The 15,928-nt window shown below is 68.0% G+C and carries 16 protein-coding genes and 1 tRNA gene; 10 read left to right on the top strand and 7 right to left on the bottom strand.

Features of this window, described 5'->3' with window-relative positions; genetic code table 11:
* Positions 1–3: 3 nt before the first annotated feature.
* Both AAY78_RS16480 and AAY78_RS16485 read right to left on the bottom strand, forming a co-directional pair.
* Positions 4–387 carry a hypothetical protein gene (locus tag AAY78_RS16480; protein WP_046749353.1) on the bottom strand — a complete coding sequence of 128 codons (384 nt, stop codon included), beginning with the start codon at positions 385–387 and terminating at the stop codon, positions 4–6.
* A 335-nt stretch (positions 388–722) separates the two neighbouring features.
* Positions 723–1,325: a TetR/AcrR family transcriptional regulator C-terminal domain-containing protein gene (locus AAY78_RS16485; RefSeq protein WP_046749354.1), complete on the bottom strand. Its 603-nt coding sequence runs from the start codon at positions 1,323–1,325 to the stop codon at positions 723–725.
* A gap of 188 nt (positions 1,326–1,513) precedes the next feature.
* Here AAY78_RS16485 and AAY78_RS16490 point away from each other — a divergent pair, with 188 nt between their 5' ends.
* From AAY78_RS16490 to helR, 3 genes are all read left to right on the top strand, one after another.
* Complete coding sequence (locus AAY78_RS16490; protein ID WP_046749355.1) at positions 1,514–2,749, top strand: hypothetical protein; 1,236 nt, start codon at positions 1,514–1,516, stop codon at positions 2,747–2,749.
* Positions 2,746–4,335, top strand: coding sequence for an amidohydrolase (locus AAY78_RS16495; protein WP_046749356.1), 1,590 nt, complete (start codon positions 2,746–2,748; stop codon positions 4,333–4,335). The genes AAY78_RS16490 and AAY78_RS16495 overlap by 4 nt, the downstream gene beginning before the upstream one ends.
* A 125-nt stretch (positions 4,336–4,460) precedes the next feature.
* Complete coding sequence (gene helR / locus AAY78_RS16500; protein WP_046749357.1) at positions 4,461–6,605, top strand: RNA polymerase recycling motor ATPase HelR; 2,145 nt, start codon at positions 4,461–4,463, stop codon at positions 6,603–6,605.
* A gap of 15 nt (positions 6,606–6,620) precedes the next feature.
* Here helR and AAY78_RS16505 read toward each other — a convergent pair whose 3' ends face one another.
* Both AAY78_RS16505 and AAY78_RS16510 read right to left on the bottom strand, forming a co-directional pair.
* A complete protein-coding gene (locus tag AAY78_RS16505) occupies positions 6,621–7,445 on the bottom strand; it encodes an ABC transporter ATP-binding protein (protein ID WP_046749358.1) in 825 nt (274 codons plus the stop codon).
* Positions 7,445–8,113 carry a FadR/GntR family transcriptional regulator gene (locus AAY78_RS16510; protein WP_046749359.1) on the bottom strand — a complete coding sequence of 223 codons (669 nt, stop codon included), beginning with the start codon at positions 8,111–8,113 and terminating at the stop codon, positions 7,445–7,447. Before AAY78_RS16510 ends, AAY78_RS16505 begins: the two co-directional genes overlap by 1 nt.
* A 167-nt stretch (positions 8,114–8,280) precedes the next feature.
* Here AAY78_RS16510 and AAY78_RS16515 point away from each other — a divergent pair, with 167 nt between their 5' ends.
* Positions 8,281–10,050 (top strand): 2-isopropylmalate synthase, encoded by a 1,770-nt coding sequence (locus tag AAY78_RS16515; protein ID WP_046749360.1) that lies wholly within the window; start codon positions 8,281–8,283, stop codon positions 10,048–10,050.
* Positions 10,051–10,065: 15 nt separating this feature from the next.
* Here AAY78_RS16515 and AAY78_RS16520 read toward each other — a convergent pair whose 3' ends face one another.
* Positions 10,066–10,650 carry an NADPH-dependent FMN reductase gene (locus AAY78_RS16520; protein ID WP_046749361.1) on the bottom strand — a complete coding sequence of 195 codons (585 nt, stop codon included), beginning with the start codon at positions 10,648–10,650 and terminating at the stop codon, positions 10,066–10,068.
* Between the two features lie 195 nt (positions 10,651–10,845).
* Here AAY78_RS16520 and AAY78_RS19960 point away from each other — a divergent pair, with 195 nt between their 5' ends.
* Together AAY78_RS19960 and AAY78_RS16530 are read left to right on the top strand one after the other, a co-directional pair.
* Positions 10,846–11,358: a hypothetical protein gene (locus tag AAY78_RS19960; protein ID WP_046749362.1), complete on the top strand. Its 513-nt coding sequence runs from the start codon at positions 10,846–10,848 to the stop codon at positions 11,356–11,358.
* A 68-nt stretch (positions 11,359–11,426) separates the two neighbouring features.
* Complete coding sequence (locus tag AAY78_RS16530) at positions 11,427–12,617, top strand: M23 family metallopeptidase (protein WP_046749363.1); 1,191 nt, start codon at positions 11,427–11,429, stop codon at positions 12,615–12,617.
* 153 nt (positions 12,618–12,770) lie between these two features.
* Here AAY78_RS16530 and AAY78_RS16535 read toward each other — a convergent pair whose 3' ends face one another.
* Together AAY78_RS16535 and AAY78_RS16540 are read right to left on the bottom strand one after the other, a co-directional pair.
* The gene (locus AAY78_RS16535) at positions 12,771–13,406 is read right to left on the bottom strand and encodes a hypothetical protein (protein ID WP_156172671.1); all 636 of its coding nucleotides are present in this window, start codon (positions 13,404–13,406) and stop codon (positions 12,771–12,773) included.
* Positions 13,407–13,517: 111 nt separating this feature from the next.
* Positions 13,518–13,591, bottom strand: a tRNA-Pro gene (locus AAY78_RS16540).
* Between the two features lie 106 nt (positions 13,592–13,697).
* Between AAY78_RS16540 and AAY78_RS16545 the strand changes: the two genes are divergently transcribed.
* From AAY78_RS16545 to AAY78_RS16560, 4 genes are read left to right on the top strand one after another with little or no spacing between them, the layout of a single operon-like run.
* Positions 13,698–14,288: a GNAT family N-acetyltransferase gene (locus AAY78_RS16545; protein ID WP_046749365.1), complete on the top strand. Its 591-nt coding sequence runs from the start codon at positions 13,698–13,700 to the stop codon at positions 14,286–14,288.
* A gap of 33 nt (positions 14,289–14,321) precedes the next feature.
* A complete protein-coding gene (locus AAY78_RS16550; protein ID WP_046749366.1) occupies positions 14,322–14,777 on the top strand; it encodes a hypothetical protein in 456 nt (151 codons plus the stop codon).
* Positions 14,774–15,499, top strand: a complete 726-nt coding sequence (locus AAY78_RS16555; RefSeq protein WP_231589737.1) for a lysoplasmalogenase — start codon at positions 14,774–14,776, stop codon at positions 15,497–15,499. Before AAY78_RS16550 ends, AAY78_RS16555 begins: the two co-directional genes overlap by 4 nt.
* Entirely contained in the window at positions 15,499–15,870 is a 372-nt protein-coding gene (locus tag AAY78_RS16560; RefSeq protein WP_171011041.1) for an RNA-binding S4 domain-containing protein, read from the top strand. Before AAY78_RS16555 ends, AAY78_RS16560 begins: the two co-directional genes overlap by 1 nt.
* The last annotated feature ends 58 nt before the right edge of the window (positions 15,871–15,928 follow it).

Here is a 15,928-nt window from a genome sequence, read left to right on the forward strand (position 1 = left end):
GGTTCACCAGAAGCGCTCCGGCTCCTCTGCCGGCGGGCGATCGGCTCCGCCCCACCGGTCCGCTTCGGCCTTGGCGGCATCGGCAGCGGCATCGGCTTCGTGGAGAGCCACCTTGGCACCGGTGTACCCGGGACCGAGGGGATCGACGAGCAGAGTGGTGTGCGCTCCTGCGCCCCCGATGGTGACCGTGCACCTCAGCACCCGCCCGATCCAGCGGGAGAAGTCGCCACTCGGGTCCTCTTCGCGTCGGTAGCGGATGCCGGTGTCGAGGTCGACGATGGCGAGGACCACCGGCTCATCGGTGAGCGGATCGACCTGCTCCGTCACGTCGATGCGATGGCCGTGGGGGATGGCGACCTGAGCGGTGAGCACGAGCAGTCTGTCCATGAGTCCACCCTAGAGAAGCGCCAGAGGAAGACAACAGCGAGTCCCCGCTACCCGAATTCGAAAATTTCTTTGTCCCCCAAATGGCGGACAAGCCGATTAAGCGATATTCTGCTCTCGTAGCGGGGGCTACGAGGCTGATGACCTGGGGAAATCAGCCGTGAGCGCAGCGAGATCTTCGCCGCCTCCCCTACCGTCCGGGAAGGGCGGTGAGCCCTCTCGGCGGCACCGTCTGGGGCGGGTCATCGAGAGGGCAAATCTCCCCATTGCACTGCACTGGACTGGACTCGATCCACGGCCTCCTTCGCATCGCCTCGGCGATCGTGCACCTCCGGCGATCAGCGCGCAAGTCGTGTGCGCAGGGATTCCAGGAGAAGGTCAGCCCCGAGCTCGAAGGTGCGATCGGAGCGGGCACTCCCCCGCTCGGCCCCGTCGATGAGGCGTCCGAGCGTGCGGGTCGGCTCCCCCGGCTGCCAGATCTCGTCAGGCGACGCGAGATCGAGACCGAAGCCGATCGCGAAGGCGTCGATGACGGCGATCACCGAAAGCACCTCGTCCTCGGGGAAACCGCCGTCGACGAGCGCCGAGGCGAGGTCGTCGTATGCGGCGATGACGGCCGGATGCGTGATCGTCTTCCCCACGAGCAATGGAACGAGCTGCGGATGGTCGGCATACATCCGGCGCTGGGTTCGCAGCACCGCGAGCACGAAGACATCCCAGGGTTCGCCGTCCCACTGCACGAGGTATCCCTGCACGAGCTGCCCGCGGATGAGTTCGAGTATCCCGTCCATGCCGTCGACATGGTTGTACAGCGACGAGGGGCGCACGCCGAGCTCGCGGGCTATGGCATTGACCCCGAAGGGCCGGTCGCCTCTCGCGAGAGCGAGGCCCGCGGCGCCGATGATCTCCGGAGACAGGAGTGGTGTGGAGGGCCTCGGCATCGGGGGCTCGCTTTCTCCGGCGGACCGGTCGTGAGTTCGGGGGTTCCGCAAGAACCCCCTCCTGTGCATAATAATGAACACCATTCGTTTACGAACACCATTCGTTTATGAACTCGTGCCCCATCCGACGCACACCCGTTGTCTCCCCTCCCCGCGCACAATGCCGTGCCGACTCCCCTTGGAGCTCCATGACCACGCTCGATCTCCGCACCAGAATCCCTCTCCGCTTCCCGACAGCGGCCGCGACCTTCGCGATCGGCATCGCCGGGTACCTGGGCGTCAACCTGTCGCCGTACATGATCACGGCCGCCCAGACCGGCCTCGGCCTCGACGTGCTCGCCGCCAGCTGGCTCGTGACCGCGACACTCCTGCTCACCGCCGTGACCGGACTGGCGATCGCTCCGCTGTGCGCCGGCACGCATCGCCGAACCGTGGCCCGCGCGGGACTAGGTCTCGCCGTCGTCGGCTTCGCGACCGCCGCACTCGCACCCGCCGCCATGCTCCCCGGCCTCCTCCTCGGCGGCGCCGGAGCGGGCGGAGCGGTCGCCGCGTCGGGCGCAGCGCTCGCCGCGTTCCGCAACCCGGACCGGGTCGCCGGCTTCAACGGACTCGCGAACCGGGGCGTCATCACCGTGGTGCTCGCCGTCATCCCCCTGATCGGCCTCGCGCCGATCGATGTGTTCGGCGCGCTCGCCCTGTTCTCCCTGATCGGGCTCGTCGCCACCGCCTGGCTGCCCGCCGCCCCCGTCGTCGCCCCGCAGGCCGGAGCAGCCGTCGCCGAGGCGATGCCGATCGAGGTGCCGCCGACTGGGACGGTCAGGACGTCCCCCACCCGCACACGGACCGTCACCGCGGCCGGCGTCGGCCTCCTGCTGGTGTTCGCGCTGTGGGCGGCCAGCGAGGACTCGCTGTGGGCCATGGCGGGCGTGATGGGTGCGGAACAGGCCGGATTGACGCCGGAGGGACTCGGCATCGCGCTGAGCGGCGCGACGGCCGGCGGACTGCTCGGTTCGCTGCTCCTCATGATCGTGGGGGCACGTCTCGGGCGCGCGGTACCGCTCGTGATCCTGCTCGTCGCCGGCGGCGCGCTCAAGATCGTGGAGGGCTTCGTGACCGATCCCACCACGTTCATCGTGATCTTCATCGCCTGGAACTCGGTGTACGCGATCGCCTTCATGTACTTCGTGTCGACATCGGCGGCCCTGGATGCCGACGGCCGCTGGTCGGGCCCCCTGCTCGCGGTGTACCTCGTCGGGTCGGCCCTCACCCCCGTCATCGGCGCAGCCCTCGTCGGCGTTCTCGGCTATCAGGGATTCGCGGTCGCCCTCGGCATCGCGAGCTTCGTCCTCGCCGTACCCGCCGGGGCGATCGCCCTCCTATCGACGCGTCCGGAACGCATGACCTCTCAGGAGACCACCGCATGACCCGCACCCTCTATCGCAACGCCCGGATCTTCACGGGAGACGAGTCCCGCTGGGCGGAGGCCATCGTCGTCGACGGCGAGGAGTTCATCCACGTGGGCTCCGAGGCGGAAGCCCCGCACGCCGACGCGGAGGTCGATCTCGGAGGACGCGTCGTCCTTCCGGGGTTCACCGACGCGCACACCCACCTGCTCATGATGGGCGAGGCGCTCGGACAGGTCGGACTCACCGACGCCGCATCGCTCGAGGAGATCCAACGCCGGTTGGACGAGGCCCGCCGCACCACGTCGGGAGTACTGCGCGGACGCGGCTGGCTGTTCGACGCGATCCCCGACGGGGAGCCGACCGCGACGATGATCGATGCCGTCGTCGCCGACATCCCCGTCTACCTCGATGCCAACGACTACCACTCCTGTTGGGTGAACACGGCGGCGCTGCGCGAGCTGGGGATCACGCGGGACACCCCCGACCCGCTCGGCGGACGCATCGCCCGCGACGCGTCCGGCGAGCCGACGGGGATGCTCTATGAGACCGCCGCACAGCAGTACGCGTGGGCGCAGCGCGACGCCTCCACGACGGACGCTCAGCGGGATGCGGCAGTCGCACGGGTCGTGTCCGCCTACCTCTCCGCCGGCGTGACGGGGGCCGTCGACATGGCGTTCGACGAGCTCGGACTCGCTGCGCTCGAAAGGGCAGCCGAACGCGGCGAGCTGCCCCTGCGCGTCGCCGCGCACTGGTTCGTCGCGAACAGCGGAGACGATGCGGCGAACCTCGCGCAGGTCGCTCAGGCGTCGGCGCACGCATCGGCGTCGACGGCGGGTGTTCGCGTCGTCGGGATAAAACTCGTGCTCGACGGCACGATCGACGCGTGCACTGCCGCCATGGGAGCTGCCTACGCCGACGGCTCGAACGCCGAGCCGATCTGGCCGGCCGCGCGGCTGCTGCCGGTGGTCGCGGCGGCGGACGCGGCGGGACTTCAGATCGCGATGCACGCGATCGGCGACGCCGCGAGCGCACTCGCCCTCGATGCGATCGAGCACGCCGTCGCGGTGAACGGCGACCGCCCACGTCGGCACCGCATCGAGCACCTCGAGTACGCCGCGCCGGGAACCGCCGGGCGGATGGCGCGGCTCGGGGTGACGGCCTCCATGCAGCCCGTGCACGCCGACCCCGCGATCTTCGCGAACTGGGCGGCGCAGATCGGCGACGATCGCGTCGCCCGCGCGTTCGCGTGGTCGGAGTACGACGAAGCAGGAGCACTCCTCGCCTTCTCGACCGATGCGCCGACCGCCCCCTACGAGGCGCTCGCGAACATGTACGTCGCCGCCACACGTGCCTCGGCGCTGGTTCCGGGTGTGCCGGCCGTCGACCCGACTCAGGCACTTCCGCTGGAACGGGCCATCGCGCACGCCACCAGGGACGCCGCGGCATCGATCGGCGACGGCACCTGGCGCGGCCGCATCGCGGTCGGATACGCCGCTGACTTCGTGGTGATCGACACCGACCCGTTCGCGGGCGATCCTGCCCTCCTGCTGGGGACACGCATATCGCAGACCGTGATCGCCGGACGCACCGTGTACGAGAGCTAGGGCGAAGAGCACCTCTCCTGCGCATTTCCAGGATATCGCCGAGGTAGGGGCTTGCCGCAAGGCCCCCACCCTGGGGCAGAATCGACCCTCGCTCGTGCGAATGACGCCCGGCGTGAAGGAGATCCATGCCTTTCGACCCGTTCCACCTCGCGGATGATCTGCGCGCGAAAGCCGCTCCGGAACTGATCGCCGATGACCGCGAGCATCTCCGGAGGATCGCCGACGCTCTCGAGCTGCAGCGCGCAGATGTGATCTCGCGACTGACGCAAGCGCGCCGCCGGGAAGCGGACCTCGGAGATGCCGTCGTCGACCGGGACCTGGAGATCCGCCGACTGAGCGGACGCCTTCGCGTGCTCGAGCGCTTCGGCCTCGACATCTGCCTCGGCCGGATGACCCTCGACGATGGCGAACATCGGTACATCGGCCGCACCGGCCTCGCGGACGCGGACGGGTCCCGGCTCCTCATCGACTGGCGTACTCCTGCCGCAGAGCCGTACTTCGCGGCGACCCTCGAGCATCCGCGCGGTGTGATCTCCCGACGTCGCTACCGCTGGACCGACGGACGCATCCGTGACTACTGGGATGAGGCGCTGAGCGACGCGGCGTTCGACGGCGCGGCCTCCCTCGACGATCAATCCGCGTTCATCGCCAGCCTCGGAACTCATCGCACGGCCAGGATGCGCGACGTGCTCGCGACTATCCAGGCCGACCAGGATGCGATCATCCGCACCTCGTCCAGGGGAGCTCTCGTCGTCGACGGCGGCCCGGGCACGGGCAAGACCGTCGTGGCACTGCACCGCGCCGCCCAACTCCTCTACGCGGAGCCGCGCCTCACGCAGAGTGCGGGCGGCATGCTGCTGATCGGCCCTCATGCGCACTATCTCGCATACGTCGAGGACGTGCTTCCCAGCCTCGGCGAGGACACCGTGCGACTGGCGACCATCCGCGACCTCGTCCCGGAGGGAGCCTCGGCCTCCGACGAGCGGAGCGCCGAACACGACGCCCGAGTGGCGCGGCTGAAGGGCACGCTCGACCCCGTCTCGCTGCTCGACGCTGCCGCGAGGTGGTTCGAGCGCCCGCCGCATCACGCCATGCGTCTGGAATCGCCGTGGGCCGACCTGTGGCTGAGTCGCGACGAATGGGCTGAACTGTTCTCGAACGCCGACCCTGCCATCTCGCACAACGAGGCACGCGACGAGGTGTGGGAGGAGATCCTCGAGCTGCTGACGGACCAGGTGGACGACGAGGATGCGCCGCCCCACATGGTGCGGAGGTGGCTGCGTCAGGACGAGGAACTCACCGGGACGTTCATGCGCGCCTGGCCGATGCTGTCCCCGACATCGGTCGTCGCACGACTGTGGAGCTCACCCGAATTCCTGCGGCATTGTGCGCCGGAGCTGTCACCGGAGGAGATAGCACTCCTGCAGCGGGACGAGTCGACGGCCTGGACCGTGTCGGACCTCCCGTTCCTGGACGCCGCGCGCCGCCGCATCGGCGACCCCGATACCGTCCGCGAGGAGCACCGACGCCAGGCCGTGATCGCTTCCGCCCAGGAACAGATCTCCCACGTGGTCGACCACCTCATCGAGGACGACGACAGCGAGATGAAGGTGATGTCGATCCTGCGGGGCCAGGACGCACGGAATGTGCTGCTCGGTGTCGACGCTCCCCCCGCGCTGCGACCCGACGAGCTGTCCGGGCCGTTCGGACACATCGTCGTCGACGAGGCACAGGAGCTCACCGACGCGGAGTGGCGGATGCTCATCGCCCGCTGCCCTTCGAGGAGCTTCACGATCGTGGGAGACCGCGCGCAGGCACGTCACGGATTCACCGAGAGCTGGGAGGCCCGACTCGCCCGCGTCGGACTCCGCGACGTCAGGATCTCTCATCTGGGGGTGAACTACCGGACGCCGACCGAGGTGATGGAGGCCGCTGCTCCGGAGATCCTCGCGGCGATCCCCGACGCGAACGTCCCGTCCTCGGTGCGCGAGAGCGGAATGCCGGTGCGTCATGACGTCGTCGCCGCACTCCCACGCCTGCTGGAGGCTTGGGTCGACGCGCATCCGGACGGCGTGGCGTGCGTGATCGGCGACCCCGACTTCGCCCCGACCGCGCGCGTGCGATCCCTGACGCCCGAGGGTGCGAAGGGCCTGGAGTTCGACCTGGTCGTGCTGGTCCATCCCGATCAGTTAGGACGCAACGTGACCGGCGCCGTGGACCGCTACGTGTCCATGACCCGATCCACCAGCGAGCTCATCGTGCTCCGGTGAAGCGACGCTCCGACCTCACCCGACGAGGACGCGACCGGTGAGGGCCTGCCAGCGCTCCTCGCGCCGCTCGATCCGTATGGGGTATGCGAACGCCGCCGTCACCAGGGGTGTCGTGAGCACGGCGTCGGCCTGCCCCATGGCAACGATCTCCCCCTTCGCGATCAGTGCCGCATGCGTGGTCGACCGGGGCAGCTCCTCCAGGTGATGCGTCACGAGGACGGTGGCGAGTTCGGGCTGCGTGCTGTGCAGCAGATCGAGCGTCTCGAGGAACTGCTCCCTCGCCGCGACGTCCAGACCCGTCGAGGGCTCGTCGAGGAGAAGGAGGGCGGGGTCGGCAAGCAACGCGCGAGCGATGAGGGCTCTTCCGCGCTCTCCCTGGGACATGGTGGGCCACGTTGCGGCCTCGATCGCCTCGAGACCCAGTAGCGCCATGAGGTGCTCGACGCGCGCCAGGATCGCCGGGGAGGGCTCCCATCTGTTCATCATCTCCGTGGTCCCCGTCGCTCCGGTGAGCACGACCTCTCGCACCGTCAGCGGCGAGCGCAGCGGGTGACGCGGATTCACGTGACCGATGGACTCCCGCAGCTGTCGGATCTCGACGCGTCCGAGCTGCTGTCCGAGCACGTGGACCGAACCTCTGGTCGGGTGCGCCTGCGCACCGCACATGCTCAGGATCGTGCTCTTACCCGCTCCGTTCGGCCCGATGACGGCCCAGTGCTCGCCCTGCCTGACGGTGAGGTCTATGCCGGTCAGGATCTGCCGCGCGTTGCGGACGACGTCGACGCCCCTCAGCGCGAGGACGTCGCGGGGGACGGAGCCGTCGAGACCCTTCGCCGACATCACGACAGCGCCTCGCGAAGGGTGAGGAGATGAGCCCGACTACGTTCGGCTGCGGCAGCTTCGTCGTGGTCGGCGATGGCTTCCACCTGCTCGGCGTGCGCGTCCTGGTCGGTGTCGTCCCCGAACGACCGCCGAATGCGGAGCATCTCGACCATGGCTTCACGCAACCGCGGGGTGAAGCTGTCGAACAGGTCGAGGAGCACCGGGTTGTGCGCGGCGGCCACGATCGTCCGATGAAAGGCGGTGTCGGCGTCGACGTGTGCCTCGATATGGGAGCGGTGCGCGGCGCGATCGGCGAGAGCACGGCGGATGCTGCGCAGATCCGCGGGAGTGCGTCTCGCGGCGGCGAGCGCGGCGGCCTCCGTCTCGATCGCGATGCGTGCCTCGATCACCGCGACGATGTCGGCCTTGCGCAGGACAGCATCCCAGTCCTCCGGGGCTTCGAGCGCGGTCACATAGACTCCAGCCCCCTGTCGCGAAGCCAGCACTCCGCGCCCGGCGAGCTGCCGGATCGCCTCGCGCACGGTGGATCGACCGACGCCGAGCTGCAGGGCGAGCGTCGTCTCGCCGGGGAGCTTCTCCCCCAGCGCCCATTCCCCGTCCGTGATGCGTCGCCACAGCAGCTCGGCCGCCTGGTCCGCCAGCGGCGCCCGTCTCACCTGTGCCATTCGCGTGGCCTCTCGTCTACTTGTCTGAGGAGTTCTGCTACAGTCTAGCCATGTTCTCGTCAGAGCACCTCCTTCTTCGCCGCCACGGCGGGGTGTAGCCGGACCGGCACCCCGCCGTGGGGTCGAGTGTGCCGGTCGCCCCTCTCCGAGAAGGACGCCGCATCACCATGACCACGACATCGCCCATCCATGACTCCGCCGCCGGCATCGACGGCGCTCCCGCCTGGAACCGACAGAAGAACTCGCCGATGCCCTCGCACCGCTACCGCGACGTCTACTCACGCGTCGAGGTGCCGCTTACCGAACGGGACTGGCCCACCCATCGACTCACGGCCGCCCCGCTGTGGGTGCCGGTCGACCTGCGCGATGGCAACCAGGCTCTCGCCGAGCCGATGGATCCAGCCCGCAAGCGCCGGTTCTTCGAGCTGATGGTGCGGATGGGGTACAAGGAGATCGAAGTGGGATACCCGTCGGCGTCACAGACCGACTACGACTTCGTGCGGCTGATCGCGGACAGCGACATCGCGCCGGAGGACGTGACGATCGTGGTGTTCACCCCCGCGCGCCGCGATCTCATCGAACGGACGGTCGACTCGATCCGCGGCATCGCCAACCAGGTCGTGATCCACATGTACACCGCGACAGCCCCCGCGTGGCGCAGCCTGGTGCTGGGGCACGAGCCCGAGGAGCTGAAGCAGCTCATCCTCTCCGGCGGCCGCGACGTGTGGGAGCTCGCCGGGCATCTGCCGAACGTGCGCTTCGAGTTCTCCCCCGAGGTGTTCAACCTGACCGAACCCGACTACGTGATCGACATCTGCGATGCGATGACCGAGCTGTGGCAGGCCACCCCCGAGCGGCCGGTGATCCTCAATCTGCCGGCGACGGTCGAGATCGCCACCCCGAACGTGTACGCGGATCAGATCGAGTACATGCACAAGAACCTCGCACGCCGTGACTCCGTGATCCTCTCCGTGCATCCCCACAACGACCGCGGGACGGGTATCGCCTGCGCCGAGCTCGCGGTGCTGGCCGGAGCGCAGCGGGTGGAGGGCTGCATCTTCGGAAACGGCGAGCGCACGGGCAACGTCGACATCGCGACGCTCGCGCTGAACCTCCACGCGCAGGGCGTGGATCCCATGATCGACTTCTCCGACATCGACGAGATCCGCCGCACCGTCGAGCACTGCAACCGGATCGAGGTGCACGCCCGCCACCCCTACGTCGGCGATCTGGTGCACACGGCGTTCAGCGGCACGCACCAGGATGCGATCAAGAAGGGCTTCGCCGAGCACCGCGCCCGCGCCGCCGCGGAGGGCCGCGATGAGCGGGAGATCGAGTGGCGGGTCCCCTATCTGCCGATCGACCCCGCGGACATCGGTCGCGACTACGACGCCGTGATCCGCGTCAACTCGCAGTCGGGCAAGGGAGGTATCGCATATCTGCTGGAGAGCGAGTACGGGGTCGAGCTGCCTCGGCGCCTGCAGATCGACTTCGCCCGGCACGTGCAACGGCACACCGACGCGACCGGAGCCGAGGTCACGGCGGCAGAGTTGTGGGACGTCTTCGAAGCGGTCTACCTCCGCGCCGTTTCGGGCAGTGATTCCGGGATCTGCCTCATCTCCTACGACTCCGCCGACGGCGAGGGGAACCCACGCACGCGCATCACACTCCAGGTCGAGGGCCGCGAGCACACGACGGTCCACCGTGAAGGCGGCCCGATCGAGGCTCTCACTGCGGCGCTCTCCGCCCATGGCGTGCGCGTGAACATCGTCGGGCTCCACCAGACGAGCGTCGGATCGGGGGCGGAGAGCGATGCTCTGACATTGCTCGAGCACCGCACCTCGGCGGGAAGCTCGTGGTCGGCCGGCCGCGGACGGTCCGTGCTCTCCGCGAGTCTGTCCGCAGTCATGGCGGCAGTCGCCCGCTCCGGAAGCTGACTCCTGCCTCGAAGCTCAGTCCTGGTCACCGACGTGGCCGGGTGCCGTGAGGGAGAGCACGCGTTCGACGAAGGCGGCGTACTCCTCCATGTAGTGCTCGAGGAACTTCTTCGTGCCGGCATCCTCGACCGTGCCGTCGGGGCCGAACATCTCAGGACGGTAGGTCAGATACGCCTCGGGGGCGTTCAGCTGAGGGGCGTTGAGGAAGCTCAGCACACTGCGCATCGAGGACTGCATCACCGCGGTGCCGATGGCGCCGGTGGAGGCTCCGATGATGCCGGTGGGCTTGCGGGCGAACGAGTTGTGACCCCACGGCCGCGACCCCCAGTCGATCGCGTTCTTCAGGGCGCCGGGGATCGAGCGGTTGTACTCCGGCGACACGATCAGGAGCCCCTCCGCGCGCTCGACCGCGTGCTTGAACGTGGTCACAGCGGCGACCGGATCGAGTTCGTCGTCACGGTTGTACAGCGGCAGATCGCGGATCGGGATCTCGACCATCTTCAGGCTTGGCGGGGCCAGCTTCACGAGCGCGGTCGCGACGACGCGGTTGATCGAGTCATGGGCGAGGCTTCCGATGAGGTAGCCGATCCGGTGTGCCATGCGGATACTCCTTGCTTGTTCGGATGTGCTTGTGCGGATGTGTCCGTCGGATGTATTCGCGTTCAGGCTAACCCTGTGCCACGCCGGCGCAACCCCCTCCTGGGGCGATGAAGTGCTCGATTTCTGCTGAACACTCCGCGCGGCGACGGGTCGAGATCCCCGCGAGGGGCGACCCGGACCGCTACATTCGAAGGTATGAATCCCCGTCGCCCCACACGTCTGATCGCGGTCGTCGCACTCTTCGGCGCTCTGGCCACCGTTGCCGCCGGGTGTGCTGCGGAGCCGACAGCACCGACGTCCACCGCCACTCCCACCCCCACCGCCACCGCGACCTCGACCTCGACCCCCCAGCCCGAGCCGACCGGCGACCCCACCAGCACTCCGACGCCGCCGACCGATGACGCGGACTACGGGGCCTTCACCTACGACGAGCTGGCTCAGATCTGTGTCGATGCGACCGTGTCGACGTTCGCTCCCGACGTCCGGTTCGACCTCGACAGTGCCCGGATCGAACACCGCACGGTCGACCCGGAGTGGCTCGTGATCGTCCCCGCTCACACTGGAGGAATCGACGGGCACTCACTGTGCACGATCGGCGGCACCCCTTCCGCTCCCGTGCTCGAGCTCTCTTCCGGATCCATCACCGACCTGCCCGAAGACCAGATCCAGCGGCTGATCCGAGGCGAGAACGAGGGAGGCGACCGCTAGTGTGCGGCACGGACGCAGATGACTCGCCACCGACACCGCGACCACAGCCGACCCTCTCCCGGCGCGCCATGCTCTTCGGGGCGGGCACCCTGCTCGGCGCAGCCGCGGTCAGCGCGGACGTCCTCTCCCCAGGGCTGAGCGCCACCGCCGCCGGAACCTATCTCCGCCCCTGCGGCGATGTTCGCATCTCCGATTCGTGGCAGGGACACAAGAACCGCAATCCCCCGTCCGCGGAGCCGGGGACGGACTACGCGGTCGAGGTCGGCACCGCCGTCAGGGCCGCGACGGACGGTGTGATCATCGACCGCAAGGACTCCACGTCGACGGCGACCGGTCGATACCTCGCCCTTCGCGCAGACGACGGAAACTATCTCCGGTATCTGCATCTGTTGTCGAGCATCGTTGCCGTCGGGACACGGGTCACGCGCGGGCAGGTCATCGCATACTCCGGCGCCTCCGGATTCGGCAGCGAGAACGGGTACGGGGCCCATGTGCACGTCTCACTCTGGGTCAACGGCACACCGTCGCAGCAGGGGTTCGCCGCGTCGGTGGACTTCGAGAACTACGTGGTGGGTCCCACACAGCCCAGCGAGCCCGTGAAGTACTACGTCACGAGGTACGACAACACCGTGTGGGCCGTGACGCCCTCGGCGATCATCCCGCTGACCTTCGCCCAATGGCAGGCGGCCGGCTCTCCCCCTCCGTTCTCCGCACCGACCGACTACGTCAGATACCCCTGGTCGACGACGATCAGCGCCGTCACGATGTTCGGCACGCCTCAGTCGCGCTGGATCTGGCGGCACCTCACACTCGACGAGTGGAACAGGGTCGGGCGCCCAACTCCGCGAATCGCCGGCTGGATCAAGGACTCGGTCTACTACCAGTGGGCCGGGTCGTCGCAGATCTTCGTCCAGGACGCGGGCGGGGTGAAACACGCGCTGACCTACGCGGAGTGGCAGGCGTCCGGGTTCCAGCCGTTCGAGAAACGCTCGACGCAGGGCTTCGTGAAGCTCTCCTGGGATGGGAACATCGCCTTCCTGACAGACTTCGCTGCGGGCAAGGGCGGGCCGATCACTCAGAAGCAATGGGCGGCTGAGGGGTATCCGACTCCGACGGTCGCGATGCGCTTCCCCGGAGATCAGCTGTACAAGTTCAATGGCGACCCCACCATCTGGTACGCGGGCCCCACCGTGAACAGGCCGATCACCTACGCGGAATGGGGCATGCTGGGCTACCCCACTCCGACCATCCGTCGCTGAGGTCCGAAAGGGTCCGCTACTCGTGCGGAGCGAAGCTGATGCGCTCCGCTCCCCCCAGCCGCAGGGAGAGAATCGCGGCAGGGGAACGGGTCTGCCGCTTCGTCTCAGTTGCCTCTCGGCGCACAGAGGTTCACAAGAACGCTCACGCCTCCACTAACCCGCAAGGTCCGCGGCCGTCAGCGTGGGAGGCAGATCGTCGCCGCTGCCTCGATCGACGTGGGTGTACGTGACATCGCCGCCGCGCGCACCAGCGGAGCTCTCCGTTCGATAGATCCCTGCAGACACGCCTGTGACGTAGAACTGGGAGGCAGCGTCGCCCTCGAGCTTCGTCGAGGTGATGAAGAGGAGATATCGGTGTCCGACTTCCAGAAGCGGCGCAGGAACTTCCTCTTCGTCGACGGATCCCATCTGCCGGATGACGATCTGCTCCTCTGGAGTCACCTCTGCCGCCGCCTCCCTGTTCGAGGCGAGACCCTTGGGCCGGAGAGGTGCGATGACCGTTACCGTGGAGAGCGTGTACGGGATCTCTTCCTGCACGACCTCCTGGCTCTTCACGACGACGTCGACGATCGCCTCGCTGTCTCCCGAGAGCACGGACACATCCGAATAGAGGGTGTGGCGTGAACTGTCGATCGTCGTCGTCGTGGAGCACGCCACCATCGCGAGGGACAGCGAGACGAGCGCTACGAGAACGGCAGTCCGGCATCCAGCGTTTCGCATCTTTCTTATAAGCCCTCCGCTGATGGATCGTACCCCCGTTGTCACCAACCTAGGGAACACAGCGACCACCGTATGTAGGCCGTTCGGCGGACGCGCGAACGAGGTCATCGACGCCGCTGAGACGGCATGAAGAAAGCCCCGGAGTCCCGCGTGTTCTTGCGGTCCTCCGGGGCTTATCGGTCGGGCTGACAGGATTTGAACCTGCGACCCCTTGACCCCCAGTCAAGTGCGCTACCAAGCTGCGCCACAGCCCGTTGTTCTGCACTCTCGCGCAGGCAACTCCCCTATCTTAGCCGTATCCGCACCCCCTCCGCGAACCGAGGCGTTGCGAGTGTCGGATGCCCCGCGTAGCGTCGCGTCATGGCGACGATCACGACCGAGCTGGCGACGACGGCACGCTGGGATGATGTCCAGCACGCGCTCACGGGTGGCGGGGACGGCGCCAGTTGCCAGTGCATCTGGCCCGTACTGAGCAACAAGGACTGGAGCGCGACCACGACGCCGCAGCGCACCGAGATGTTCCGCACCGAGATCGACGAGGGGCCGCCTCCGGGGATCGTCGCCTACGTCGACGGCGAGGCTGCCGGTTGGATCCGCATCGGCCCCCGCACGCGCCAAGCCAGGGTTGCTCGCACGCGCATCATCGCGGCGGCGAGCACGGAGCCGTTCGATGACGAGTCGGTCTGGGCGGTGACGTGCTTCGTGGTGCGTCGAGAGCGCCGTGGCGGCGGGCTCAACCTGGAGCTCTTGCGCGCGGCCGTGGAGTACGCCCGAGAATCCGGGGCGCGCCTCATCGAGGGGTATCCCGTCGATACCCGCGGCGAGAAGCAGCGCTCCAACGACCTCTTCCACGGCACGCTCGGAACGTTCCTCGCGGCCGGCTTCATGGAACGGGTCGAGCTCAAGCCGGGCCGCACGCTCGTGGCACTCTCCTTCGATGACGACGGATGATCGCAACCGATGAGAAGCCGCTAGCGTGAAGTCATGAGCAACGAGACTCCGACCATCGACGATCCCGAGCTCGGCACGTTCACGCGTGCACGTTCGGAGCTCACCGATGGGACGGTGCTGACACACGATTGGTTCGTCGGCACGATCTCGGTCCACGGCACCGACCTCGAGTTGATGATGGAAGGCACGGCCCCTGATGAGGTCGAACCTCTGCTCCCCCGACTGCGCGACACGGTGAAGCGACTCGACATCGTGCGACGCATCGCCACGGATGCCGTCGTCACGAAGTTCAGCGCCGGCGAACCGGGAAGTCTCGAACTCGACGAGGCCAGCACAGACCTCGCCGTCGAGGCCATCGAAGCGGCCGCCGACGGCACGGTCGTTCTCCATCTGACCGACGGCTGCGGCGAGCACTTCCCCGAGGGATACTGGCCGGCTGTGCATCTCGATGTCGACGACAGCGTCGTCGAGGTCACCGTCGAATCGTGAACAGCAGCGCCATGAGGGACAGGTCGCAGGCCCCGTCGGTGCCGCGACACGACGACGAGTTCGAGCGGCGCCGCGTACTCTTCGCCTCCGCGTTCCTCCCCTACACCGTCGTGTCTCTCCTCCACGTCGTCCTGCTGGCGGTCGACAGCCCGCTCGCCGCACCCACCAAACTGCTCCTGATGCCACTGCTGGCCGTTCCGGTCGTGGTCTCTGCGCGACGCCTCGTTCCGCGCTCCGCGCTGATCCTGCTGCTTGCCGCCGTGTTCTTCTCCTGGCTCGGCGACGGAGCCGGGACATTCTTCCCCGGCGGCCCCGAACTGCCCCTGATGCTGCTGTTCTTCGGCATCGCCCACGTGGCCTACATCCTGCTCTTCGCACGTCACCTGTCGACCCGGCGCATGCCCTGGTGGGCTCTCGTGTACGCCGGCTGGTGGGTCGCCATGATCGCCGTGCTCGGTCCGCACACCGGTGGCCTTCTCGTCGCCGTCGCTCTCTACGGACTGGTGCTCGCGGGGACCGCCGCCTTGTCCGCGCGCTGCCATCCCGTCATCGCCGTCGGAGGGTCGTTCTTCCTCGCGAGCGACACGATCCTCGCTTTCCGACTCTTCCTCCCCGATTCCCTGCCGCCCTGGAGCAGCCCCGCCGTGATGCTCACCTACACGATCGGGCAGGGACTGATCGTCGCCGGCGCTCTCGTGGCACTGAGGAAGAGGAGTTCCTGATGGATGCCGCACGCATCGACAGCTGGCTCTGGGCGATCCGCGTCTACAAGACGCGCTCGGCGGCGACGACGGCATGCCGCGCGGGGCATGTACGCGTGAACGGAGACAGGGTGAAGGCCGCGCAGCAGATCCGGGTGGGCGACGAGGTCCGCATCAGGATCGCCGGGTTCGATCGAATCCTCTTCGTCCGCCAGCTGCTCGTCAAGCGTGTCGGCGCTCCCGTCGCCGCTCTCGCCTACGACGACCGGACGCCCGAACGAGAGCCTCAGGCAGCACTGGGCGTACGCGACCGCGGAGCGGGGCGACCGACCAAACGCGAACGACGCGACATCGATCGGTTGCGCGGCCGCAACGACGATCTCCCGAGCTGATATCTCGGCATGCATCGCGGCCGCACCTTCTCGTTTTCGAAGCTTTGTTCTAAACTGA

The sequence above is a fragment of the Microbacterium sp. Ag1 genome, from assembly GCF_001005635.1.
In the GTDB taxonomy this organism is placed as follows: Bacteria; Actinomycetota; Actinomycetes; order Actinomycetales; family Microbacteriaceae; genus Microbacterium; species Microbacterium oxydans.